This is a genomic window from Bacillus solimangrovi (assembly GCF_001742425.1).
Classification (GTDB): domain Bacteria; phylum Bacillota; class Bacilli; order Bacillales; family Bacillaceae_N; genus Bacillus_AV; species Bacillus_AV solimangrovi.
The window spans coordinates 62,707-74,179 of the sequence record NZ_MJEH01000012.1 but is presented as its reverse complement, the minus strand read 5'-3'; the positions used below and the strand labels follow the sequence as shown (position 1 = coordinate 74,179).

The window sequence follows — 11,473 nt, the reverse complement described above, 5'->3', positions numbered from 1 at the left end:
CTGTTACAAATAATAATATGGTAGTTGGGGTGTTTCCCCTGTGAGAGTAGGACGTTGCCGGGCAAGAGCTCAACATCTATTATAAATAGGTGTTGTTTTTTTTTACATAATTTCTAGTCATAGAAAGCAATCTATTACCCAATCAAAGCAATTTAATGATGATGAATGATTATTCATCTTCTATATAAGTGACATCAATTTTTTTATTAGATATTGTATCGGGAATAAGTTTATATAGGTGGATAATGACAAGACCTTTATGATATGAAGCTTCAATCCGATCTTCTTTTACTGCATACGGGAGAGGAATCGTTCGTTCGAACTCACCGCTATATATTTCTTTTTGAACAGATTGAAACCCTTGATAAACCCATTTGAGGTTACCACTAACTACAATATTATTATTTGTAACAGATATATCAAGTTGCTCCATACTTTTTAATCCTGGAATACTTAAGAGAACGATCAATTCATGTTCGGTTCGATAAATGTTAGTTGGAGGAAAAGTTTGCATCTTCATAAGTTCATCAAACCGATTTGTAAAATTCTCATTGAAGAACCCATCAAATTGTTTTTGAAAGTCTTGAAATTGCTTAAAAGGATCAAACATATTATCACCTCGAGTTCTAAACTTATATAATCACTTTGGTCTATATGTATGATCATGGATGATAAAAACATTCGTCCTACTTTGTAATATTGAATGAAAATTGAGTTCATTTTTATATAGGTAGTATTAAAAAATGATTTTATTTATGATGATAAGATTTTAGACTGATTTAGCACATCCTATAATTAGCACGTGTGTTATAAAGAATATTATGTTAAACATATATAGAAAAGGAAGATGTTCGTATGAGTAAAAAGAAAAAGAGGTTTGAAGTAGCTGAGAATGAAACGATTTCCAATTGTCTCGATCGAATGAAAAAAGCAGGCTATGCACCTATTAGAAGAATGGAAGAACCAATATTTGAAGAAGTAAACGAAAATGGCAAACTCACTCGTAAACCACTTCGTCAAAAAATTCTTTTTGATGGTATAATTATTGATGCAGATGATTAAAAACCGAACAATAATAATTATATTTAATTAATTGTTCGATATCTATGTTGACACTACTCATTTAGCGCTGTTATGATAATACAGACAAAGTTAATAAACCTCATATAATATTAGGGATATGGCCTAAAAGTTTCTACCTAGTTACCGCAAATGACTGGACTATGAGGGAGAGTGTGCTGAATGGATATTAGATATTTAAAGGGTAATAATTATCCTAGATTAGGTACAGAATACTTTCTCCTCAAAATTGTGAGAATAGTTCTGTATCTTTTTTTATGGGAAAATATAAGTTGCGATTACGATAAAAAGGGGATGAGAGGATGGAACCATTAGTGGGTGTCATCATGGGTAGTACTTCTGATTGGGATACAATGAAACATACATGTGATGTGTTAGAAGAGTGTAATATTCCTTATGAGAAAAAAGTGGTTTCAGCGCATCGTACACCTGATTATATGTTTGAATATGCTGAGAAAGCAAAAGGACGAGGACTGAAGGTTATTGTTGCTGGTGCAGGAGGAGCAGCTCATTTACCGGGAATGGTGGCTTCGAAAACAACTCTACCTGTAATTGGGGTTCCAGTTCAATCGAGAACACTTAATGGGTTAGATTCATTGTTATCAATTGTACAAATGCCAGGTGGTGTGCCTGTTGCAACAGTAGCAATTGGAAAAGCTGGTGCTACAAATGCAGGATTACTAGCTGCCGAAATTCTTGGGACACACAATGAGCAAGTGAGTCAACTACTTGAAGAACGTCGCGAATTAATTCGTCAACGCGTGATGGAAAGCAGTGAGGAGCTGACAGTAAAATGAGACAAATACTACCTGGACAAACGATTGGCATTTTAGGTGGTGGACAGTTGGGAAGAATGATGGCTCTTGCAGCGAAGGAAATGGGGTACAGAATTGCTGTATTAGAACCTAAGGAAGACTCACCAACTGCTCAAGTAGCAGATATTGAAATTATAGCTCCATATGATGATTTAGACGCTGCAAAGAGGTTGGCAGAAGTAAGTGATGTCATTACCTATGAATTTGAAAACATTGATCATGAAGTGCTTATGTGGCTGAATGATCATGCTAATCTTCCTCAAGGTAGCGAATTAATTCGGATTACACAAGACAGATTAAATGAAAAGCAAGAAATTATAAATAGTGGAGCGCAAGTTGCACCTTTCGTTCCAGTACAGTCAGAGCAAGAGTTATTGAATGCGTTAAATAAAATTAAGCTACCTGCAGTATTGAAGACACGTCAAGGTGGTTATGACGGCAAAGGGCAAGTAATGATTCGTAACAAACATGATATACTCGAGGCAATCAAATTAGCAACGAGTGTTCCTTGTATTCTAGAACAGTTTCTTAATTTTGATAAAGAGATATCTGTCATTGTTTCAAGAAATGCAACTGGTGAAGTTGCAACTTTTCCTGTCGCGGAAAACATACATGTTGAACATATTTTAGCTGAATCTATTGTTCCAGCTCGTATTTCTTCTCAAATAGAAACAAAAGCAGAACAACTGGCAATAGAATTAGCTTGCTCAATTAATATGGTAGGAACATTAGCTGTAGAAATGTTTCTTACGAAAGATGGAGAAATTTATATTAATGAATTAGCTCCACGTCCACATAATTCGGGACACTACACGCTTGATGCATGTGAAACGTCACAGTTTCAACAGCACATTAGGGCTATATGTAATTGGCCACTTGGAAAAACAAATTTACTTAAGCCAGTTGTCATGGCGAACATATTAGGTGAACATCTTAATCCAGTCTTATCTAAAATACATGCTTATGACAATTGTAAACTGCATTTGTATGGTAAGTCTGAGCCAAAAGTTAAAAGGAAAATGGGACACCTTAACGTTCTAGCTGATGATACGGGTGAAGCATTGAGAAAAATAGAAGAACTAGGTATATGGGAAGCTAAGAAAGAAAAAGGCTTGCAATTAAGCTGAAAACTCCCGTAAGGTTATTTTGTAGATTTGTGTTTGTAAGAGATTAATGATTAATATCTAAATAATATGAAGTGGAGGATATATAAATGATTGAACGTTATACCCGTCCAGAAATGGGAGCAATATGGACTGAAGAAAATCGATTTAAGGCATGGTTAGAAGTTGAGATTTTAGCATGTGAGGCATGGTCAGAGTTAGGTGATATCCCAAAAGAAGATGTGAAGAGAATTAGGGAAAATGCTACTTTTGATATTGCGCGCATCCATGAGATTGAAGCAGAGACACGACATGATGTTGTAGCGTTTACTCGTGCAGTATCAGAATCACTAGGTGAGGAACGTAAGTGGGTGCATTATGGTCTAACTTCTACAGATGTAGTAGACACTGCGCTATCTTATTTGTTAAAGCAAGCAAATGATATTTTACGTACGGATCTAGAAAATTTCGTAAACATTCTAAAAGAAAAGGCTCAAGAGCATAAGTATACTGTCATGATGGGACGTACACATGGTGTGCATGCTGAGCCTACAACATTCGGTTTGAAGCTTAGCCTTTGGTATGAGGAAATGAAACGTAATCTAGAAAGATTTAATCAGGCTGCAGAAGGCATTGAATACGGGAAGTTATCTGGAGCTGTTGGTACATATGCAAACATTGACCCGTTTGTAGAGAGATATGTATGTGAGAATCTCGGAATTAAACCAGCTCCAATCTCAACTCAAACGTTACAACGAGATCGTCATGCAGACTATATGTCGGCAATTGCATTAATTGCAACTTCAATTGAGAAGTTTGCTGTAGAAGTTCGAGGTCTACAAAAGAGTGAAACGCGTGAAGTTGAAGAGTTCTTTGCTAAAGGTCAAAAAGGATCTTCTGCAATGCCACATAAGCGTAATCCAATTGGTTCTGAAAATATGACAGGGCTAGCTCGAGTAATTCGTGGTCATATGTTAACAGCTTTTGAAAATGTTCCACTATGGCATGAACGTGATATTTCACATTCATCCGCTGAAAGAATTATTCTTCCAGATGCAACAATTGCATTAAATTATATGCTGAATCGTTTCGGAAATATCGTGAAGAATTTAACGGTATTCCCTGAGAATATGAAGCGTAACATGACGCGTACATTTGGATTAATTTACTCTCAACGTGTATTACTTACATTAATTGATAAAGGTATGTCACGTGAAGAAGCATATGACCTTGTACAACCTAAAACGATGGAAGCTTGGGAGAAGCAAGTACAGTTCCGTGAACTAATTGACGCAGAGGAAAAAATTACTTCTCTTCTAACAAAAGAAGAAATTGATGACTGTTTCGATTATAACTATCATCTTAAAAATGTTGATATGATCTTTGAACGTCTTGGTCTTAACGAATAAGCATTAGGGCAGGATTCTCCTGCCCTGTTAATAACAAAGATAATCGGTTATTTCATCTAACATTAATACTTCTTCTAATCTGAATATTACTATTATTCCTACTGGGAGGTTCTTATGGAGAAAGGTAAACTGCTGTACGAAGGGAAAGCAAAACGAATCTATACAACTAATGACGATTCACTCGTTTGGATTGAATATAAAGACGATGCAACTGCATTTAATGGTGAAAAAAAAGCGAGCATTTCAGGAAAGGGTCGCTTGAATAATGAAATTTCATCGTTATTGTTTGAGAAGTTAACTGAGCAGAAAATCGAAAATCATTTCGTGAAGAAACTTTCAGAAACAGAACAACTAGTTAAGAAGACAAAGATTATTCCTCTTGAAGTTGTTGTCCGTAACATTGCAGCAGGCAGTTTAGCGAAGCGCCTTGGATTAGAAGAAGGAACTTCATTAAAGCGTACGATCATAGAATTTTACTATAAAAATGATGAATTAGGAGATCCACTTCTTAACCAAGAACATATTGAAATTATGGAGTTAGCGAGCAATGATCAGCTTGAGCAAATGAAAGAAATAGCGCTGAAAGTTAATGATAGCTTAGTAGATTATTTTAACTCTTGTAATGTACGTCTAATCGATTTCAAGTTAGAATTTGGGTTAGATAACGATGGAGTGTTGATATTATCAGATGAGGTATCACCTGATACATGTCGCTTATGGGATAAAGATACGAATGAGAAATTTGATAAAGATGTTTTTAGACGAGATATTGGTAATTTAACAGATGCTTATGAAGAAATTTTAAAACGACTAGGGGGAACTGAATTATGTATAAAGTAAAAGTTTATATCACGTTAAAAGAAGGCGTATTAGACCCACAAGGAAATGCAGTTCAAGGTGCATTGCATAGTATGGAATACCATGAAGTAGAAGGTGTTCGAATTGGGAAATATATGGAATTAACGTTATCTGATACATCTGGGGATATTAATGCAAAGGTAGAAGAGATGTGTGATCGCCTATTAGCTAACCCTGTTATTGAGAATTATCGTTATGAAGTTGAGGAGGTCGTGTCTCAGTGAAGTTTGCTGTAATTGTTTTTCCAGGTTCTAATTGCGACGTGGATATGTATCATGCCATTAAAGATGAATTAGGCGAAGAGGTAGAATATATTCAACATACAGAAACAGACTTATCACAGTTCGATGCGATCCTACTACCTGGAGGATTCTCTTATGGTGATTACTTACGTTCAGGAGCAATTGCTCGTTTTGCAAATGTCATGTCTGCAGTGAAAGAAGCTGCTGAAGCTGGTACACCAATCTTAGGAGTATGTAATGGGTTTCAAGTATTACTTGAGTCAGGATTGTTACCAGGTGCGATGAAGCGAAATCGTGATTTGAAGTTCATGTGCCGCCAAGTTGAGTTACAAGTTGAAAACAATCAAACAATGTTTACTTCAAGTTATGAGCAAGGTCAAGTGATAACTATTCCAATCGCTCATGGAGAAGGAAATTACGAATGTGATGATGAAACACTAGCAACTCTTGAAGCAAATAATCAAATCGTATTTCGCTACCATGATGCAAATCCGAATGGTTCTAAGGCGAATATTGCAGGTATTGTAAACGAACAAGGAAATGTACTAGGAATGATGCCGCATCCTGAACGTGCAGTGGATGATTTATTAGGGAGCGCGGACGGTTTACATTTATTTCAGTCAATCCTGAAAAATTGGAGGGAATCACATGTCGTTACTTCTTGAGCCAAATGCTGAAACAATCAAACAAGAGAAAATCTATCGCGAAATGGGATTAAGCGATGAAGAGTTTGCAAGAGTTGAGAATATATTAGGACGCCTTCCGAATTACACTGAGACAGGTCTATTCGCTGTTATGTGGTCGGAGCATTGTAGCTATAAGACATCAAAGCCAGTTTTGAAGAAGTTTCCGGTTTCTGGAGAACGTGTCTTGCAAGGTCCGGGTGAAGGTGCTGGAATCGTTGATATTGGAGATGAGCAGGCGGTCGTTTTCAAAATTGAAAGTCACAATCATCCATCTGCTATTGAACCGTATCAAGGAGCAGCTACTGGTGTTGGTGGTATTATCCGTGATGTATTTTCAATGGGGGCTCGTCCAATTGCGTTATTGAACTCTTTACGTTTTGGCGAATTAGATAACCCAAGAACAAAGTATTTGTTTGAAGAAGTAGTGGCAGGCATCGCCGGTTACGGAAATTGTATTGGGATTCCAACTGTAGGTGGGGAAGTACAGTTTGATGATTGTTACAAAGGAAATCCGTTAGTGAATGCGATGTGTGTTGGATTAATTAATCATGATGAAATTCAAAAGGGTCAAGCTAAAGGCGTCGGTAATACGGTGATGTATGTTGGAGCTGCAACAGGTCGGGACGGTATTCACGGTGCATCATTTGCTTCAAAGGAATTAACAGATGATTCTGGTGAAGATCGTCCAGCAGTACAAGTTGGCGATCCATTCATGGAAAAGCTACTCGTAGAAGCATGTTTAGAGCTTGTAAAATGTGACGCTCTTGTAGGGATTCAAGATATGGGTGCTGCTGGTTTGACATCTTCATCAAGTGAAATGGCTAGTAAAGCGGGAGCAGGTATTGAGATGTACCTTGATGATGTTCCACAACGTGAAGTAGGTATGACACCATATGAAATGATGTTATCAGAATCTCAAGAACGTATGCTTGTTGTCGTGAAAAAAGGGCGCGAGCAAGAAATTGTAGACTTATTTGAAAAGTATGGTCTTATTGCTGTAACGATCGGGAAGGTAACGGATGACCATTCATTACGTCTATATCACAAAGGTGAAGTAGTGGCAGATGTACCAGTAGATTCATTGGCAGAGGATGCTCCTGTCTATCATATGCCTTCACAAGAACCAGCATCTTTCGCTAGCTTACAAGATGCCCAAACACCGAAAGTAGAAGATTATAAACAAACATTATTGAAGCTATTGCAGCAACCGACAATAGCAAGTAAGGAATGGGTCTATGACCAGTATGATTATATGGTGAGAACAAATACAGTAGTCTCACCTGGTTCGGATGCAGCAGTTGTACGTATTCGAGATACAAAGAAAGCGTTAGCTATGACAACAGATTGTAATTCACGTTATCTATACCTAGATCCTGAAACAGGTGGAAAAATTGCTGTAGCTGAAGCAGCTCGTAATATTATTTGTTCAGGAGCAGAGCCATTAGCCATTACAGACTGTTTGAATTTTGGTAATCCAGAAAAACCTGAGATCTTCTGGCAAATTGAAAAAGCGACAGACGGTATGAGTGATGCTTGTAACGTATTGAACACGCCTGTTATTGGTGGTAATGTCTCACTTTATAATGAAACGAACGGAACAGCTGTTTATCCAACACCAGTAGTTGGAATGGTTGGTCTTGTGCACGACTTAAACCATGTAACAACACAGAGCTTCAAAGAAGCTGGAGATGCCATCTATGTGATCGGTGAAACGAAATCAGAGTTTGGCGGAAGTGAGCTACAGAAGTTAGTAGAAGGACAATATTCAGGAAAGGCTCCTTCAATCGACTTAGAAGTAGAACAGAGACGTCAGAAACAAATTTTACAAGCAATTCAGCAAGGTGTAGTTGCTTCAGCTCATGATATTTCTGAAGGTGGTTTAGCGGTAGCTATAGCAGAAAGCTTAATTGGGACAGAGCTTGGTGCGGAGGTTACAGTTGATGGAGAGGCAGTAACGGCTCTATTTAGTGAAACACAATCGCGCTTCCTACTTACTGTAAAAGCAGAAAATCGAGAAGCATTTGAGCAATTAAATGAAGATGCACGATTTGTTGGAACAGTAACAAATGATGGCGTTATGAGTATAACTGATATGCAACAAAATGCCTTCGTTCAAGCTACAGTTGAGGAGATGACGAACGCTTGGAAAGGAGCAATTCCATGCTTGCTGAAATCAAAGGATTAAATGAAGAATGTGGTGTGTTCGGTGTATGGGGGCATGAAGATGCTGCGCAAATGACGTATTATGGTTTGCACAGCCTACAACATCGTGGTCAAGAAGGGACAGGTATTGTCGTTTCTGATGGTGACAAGCTCAAAGTGACGAAAGGGCTTGGACTTGTAACAGAAGTATACGGTGCTACACAAATGAAGGAATTAACGGGGAAAGCAGCGATTGGGCATGTGCGTTACTCAACTTCAGGAGGAGGCGGTTATGAAAATGTACAACCGCTTCTGTTCCGTTCGCAAAGCGGTTCATTAGCATTAGCACATAACGGTAACCTCGTTAATGCAAATGCACTGAAGCATCAGCTTGAAGGACAAGGGAGTATTTTTCAAACTACATCTGATACTGAGGTGCTTGCACATTTAATGCGCCGTAGCGGCTATTTTTCTTTAGAAGATCGTGTGAAAAATTCGCTTTCTATGTTAAAAGGGGCATATGCTTTTTTAATGATGACAGAGAACCAATTAATGGCAGCTCTTGATCCACTTGGAATGCGACCTCTTTCACTTGGTCGCATAGGTGATGCATGGGTAATTGCATCGGAAACATGTGCATTTGATGTAGTTGGAGCTGAATACGTGCGTGAGGTAGAGCCAGGAGAATTATTGATTATTGATGATAATGGTCTGCGTTCTGAACGATTTAGTTCTTCGATGGATAGAGCAATTTGTAGTATGGAGTATATCTATTTTGCTCGTCCAGATAGTAATGTTGACCAATTAAATATTCATAGTGTTCGTAAGCGGTTAGGAAAACAGCTAGCGAAAGAAACTGCGATTGATGCAGATATCGTAACTGGAGTGCCAGATTCAAGTATTTCAGCTGCAATCGGCTTTGCAGAGGAGACTGGAATTCCATATGAGCTTGGACTAATCAAAAATCGTTACGTTGGTAGAACATTTATTCAGCCGTCACAAGAGTTACGTGAACAAGGCGTGAAAATGAAGCTCTCACCAGTACGCGGTATTGTAGAAGGTAAACGTGTTGTTATGGTTGATGATTCAATTGTTCGGGGAACGACAAGTCGACGAATTGTACAAATGCTTCGTCAAGCAGGTGCGAAGGAAGTTCATGTTCGAATTAGTTCACCACCTATTATTAGTCCATGTTATTACGGGATTGATACATCAACATCATCTGAGTTAATTGCTTCTTCTAAAAGCATTGATGAGATTTGTGAATTAATTGGGGCAGATTCTCTTTCTTATTTATCTGTAGATGGGATGATTGAAGCAGTAGGAAGGAAAGATAGTGGTGCGAATTGTGGTCATTGTCTTGCTTGCTTTACAGGAAATTATCCAACGGAAATCTATACTGATACATCTCTTCCTCATGAAAAAGAACGAATGGGCAGTCATCATTCAGTACAAGGGGCGAATTCATAATGTCTAATGCATATAAGCAAGCTGGTGTTGATATTGAAGCAGGTTATGAAGCGGTCAAATTAATGAAGAAGCATGTACAGAAAACGGTACGTCCAGAAGTAATCGGTTCACTAGGTGGATTCGGAGGTATGTTTGACCTGTCTCAATTAAATATGAAAGAGCCTGTCCTTGTATCTGGTACGGATGGGGTTGGAACGAAGTTAATGCTTGCGTTCCAAATGGATAAGCACGATACGATTGGCATCGATGCAGTTGCAATGTGTGTGAATGATATCGTTGTGCAAGGAGCTGAACCATTATACTTTCTTGACTATTTAGCGTGTGGAAAGGCAGAACCAGAAAAGATTGAGCAGATCGTTAAAGGTGTTGCTGAAGGGTGTCAACAAGCTGGCTGTGCTCTTATTGGTGGAGAGACAGCGGAAATGCCAGGTATGTATGACAGTGATGAATATGATATCGCGGGATTTTCTGTCGGTGCAGTTGAGAAATCAAAGATAGTAACAGGTTCACAAATTAAACAAGGTGATGTGTTGATTGGACTCGCTTCAAGTGGCATTCACAGTAATGGTTATTCATTGGTTAGACAGGTTCTTTTAGAGGATGGCAAACTTGATTTGCATGCATATCATGATCAGCTAGGTAGAACGCTTGGTGAAGAGCTTTTAGAGCCAACTCGCATTTATGTGAAATCAATCTTAGAAGTGATGAATTCATTTACGATTAAAGGAATGGCACATATTACTGGTGGTGGTTTCATTGAAAACATTCCACGCATGCTTCCACAAGGTTGTGCGGCAGAGATTGATTACGGATCTTGGCATATTCCATCGATCTTCTCACTGATTGAAGAAACTGGAAACTTATCGCGTCGTGAATTATTCTCAGTCTTTAATATGGGAATTGGAATGGTACTTGCTGTTGACGAAGCAGATGCTATTCCGGTTATTCGCAGCCTGGAGTCTACTAATGAAAAAGCCTCGATTATTGGTCGTGTAACAAAAGGTAACGGTGTATTGTTTGGCGGAGGAAAGCTATCATGAAGCGAATAGCTGTCTTTGCTTCTGGAAGTGGTACAAACTTTCAAGCAATCATTGATCAACAGGCGAATTTTGATGCTTACGAGATCGTGTTACTCGTTTGTGATAAGCCTGAGGCTAAAGCAATTGAACGTGCACAAAAAAACAATATCCCTGTTTTCTCATTTGTGCCTAAGGATTTTGAGAGTAAGCAAGCATTTGAGAAATCTATTTTGCAAGAATTACAACGTTATGGAGTAGATTTTATCGTACTTGCTGGTTATATGAGGCTAATAGGGACAACGTTGTTAAGTTCGTTTGAAGGCAGAATTATAAACATCCATCCATCTCTTTTGCCAGCTTTCCCAGGTAAGGATGCCATTGGACAAGCGTTTGAGAAGAAAGTACGAGTGAGCGGTGTCACGATTCATTATGTCGATGAAGGCATGGATACGGGTCCAATCATTGCTCAAGCTCCTGTGCAAATTGAAGAACATGACACATATGAAACGTTGCAACAGAAGATTCAACGAGTAGAGCATGAACTTTATCCAAGTACGTTAGTGAAATTATTATGTGATGAAAAGATAACGAACTAATAGAGCGTGTTCAAAAAGGAGGACAAAAAGGACGGAGAAGAACAAGGCAGCGA

The 11,473-nt window shown here is 38.4% G+C and carries 12 protein-coding genes and 1 riboswitch; of the genes, 11 read left to right on the top strand and 1 reads right to left on the bottom strand.

Annotation, left to right across the window (positions count from 1 at the left end; translation table 11 throughout):
- Positions 1 to 169: 169 nt before the first annotated feature.
- On the bottom strand, positions 170 to 610 hold the full coding sequence (locus BFG57_RS06220; protein WP_069716622.1) for an Hsp20/alpha crystallin family protein: 441 nt from the start codon (positions 608 to 610) through the stop codon (positions 170 to 172).
- 245 nt (positions 611 to 855) lie between these two features.
- Here BFG57_RS06220 and BFG57_RS06215 point away from each other — a divergent pair, with 245 nt between their 5' ends.
- The 11 genes from BFG57_RS06215 to purN all read left to right on the top strand — a co-directional run bounded on the left by BFG57_RS06215 (position 856) and on the right by purN (position 11,420).
- A complete protein-coding gene (locus BFG57_RS06215; RefSeq protein WP_069716621.1) occupies positions 856 to 1,062 on the top strand; it encodes an NETI motif-containing protein in 207 nt (68 codons plus the stop codon).
- An 80-nt stretch (positions 1,063 to 1,142) separates the two neighbouring features.
- Positions 1,143 to 1,244, top strand: a riboswitch (purine riboswitch).
- A 138-nt stretch (positions 1,245 to 1,382) separates the two neighbouring features.
- Positions 1,383 to 1,877 (top strand): 5-(carboxyamino)imidazole ribonucleotide mutase, encoded by a 495-nt coding sequence (gene purE / locus BFG57_RS06210; protein ID WP_069716620.1) that lies wholly within the window; start codon positions 1,383 to 1,385, stop codon positions 1,875 to 1,877.
- On the top strand, positions 1,874 to 3,022 hold the full coding sequence (purK, locus tag BFG57_RS06205) for a 5-(carboxyamino)imidazole ribonucleotide synthase (protein WP_069716619.1): 1,149 nt from the start codon (positions 1,874 to 1,876) through the stop codon (positions 3,020 to 3,022). Before purE ends, purK begins: the two co-directional genes overlap by 4 nt.
- An 86-nt stretch (positions 3,023 to 3,108) precedes the next feature.
- The gene (gene purB, locus BFG57_RS06200) at positions 3,109 to 4,407 is read left to right on the top strand and encodes an adenylosuccinate lyase (protein WP_069716618.1); all 1,299 of its coding nucleotides are present in this window, start codon (positions 3,109 to 3,111) and stop codon (positions 4,405 to 4,407) included.
- 114 nt (positions 4,408 to 4,521) lie between these two features.
- Positions 4,522 to 5,247 (top strand): phosphoribosylaminoimidazolesuccinocarboxamide synthase, encoded by a 726-nt coding sequence (purC, locus tag BFG57_RS06195; RefSeq protein WP_069716617.1) that lies wholly within the window; start codon positions 4,522 to 4,524, stop codon positions 5,245 to 5,247.
- Positions 5,235 to 5,489 (top strand): phosphoribosylformylglycinamidine synthase subunit PurS, encoded by a 255-nt coding sequence (gene purS / locus BFG57_RS06190; protein ID WP_069716616.1) that lies wholly within the window; start codon positions 5,235 to 5,237, stop codon positions 5,487 to 5,489. The genes purC and purS overlap by 13 nt, the downstream gene beginning before the upstream one ends.
- A complete protein-coding gene (gene purQ / locus BFG57_RS06185; RefSeq protein WP_069716615.1) occupies positions 5,486 to 6,172 on the top strand; it encodes a phosphoribosylformylglycinamidine synthase subunit PurQ in 687 nt (228 codons plus the stop codon). Before purS ends, purQ begins: the two co-directional genes overlap by 4 nt.
- Positions 6,156 to 8,378 carry a phosphoribosylformylglycinamidine synthase subunit PurL gene (purL, locus tag BFG57_RS06180; RefSeq protein ID WP_069716614.1) on the top strand — a complete coding sequence of 741 codons (2,223 nt, stop codon included), beginning with the start codon at positions 6,156 to 6,158 and terminating at the stop codon, positions 8,376 to 8,378. The genes purQ and purL overlap by 17 nt, the downstream gene beginning before the upstream one ends.
- Positions 8,354 to 9,805: an amidophosphoribosyltransferase gene (purF, locus tag BFG57_RS06175; protein WP_069716613.1), complete on the top strand. Its 1,452-nt coding sequence runs from the start codon at positions 8,354 to 8,356 to the stop codon at positions 9,803 to 9,805. Before purL ends, purF begins: the two co-directional genes overlap by 25 nt.
- The gene (gene purM, locus BFG57_RS06170; RefSeq protein ID WP_069716612.1) at positions 9,805 to 10,845 is read left to right on the top strand and encodes a phosphoribosylformylglycinamidine cyclo-ligase; all 1,041 of its coding nucleotides are present in this window, start codon (positions 9,805 to 9,807) and stop codon (positions 10,843 to 10,845) included. The genes purF and purM overlap by 1 nt, the downstream gene beginning before the upstream one ends.
- Positions 10,842 to 11,420 carry a phosphoribosylglycinamide formyltransferase gene (purN, locus tag BFG57_RS06165; protein ID WP_069716611.1) on the top strand — a complete coding sequence of 193 codons (579 nt, stop codon included), beginning with the start codon at positions 10,842 to 10,844 and terminating at the stop codon, positions 11,418 to 11,420. Before purM ends, purN begins: the two co-directional genes overlap by 4 nt.
- Positions 11,421 to 11,473 lie beyond the last annotated feature (53 nt).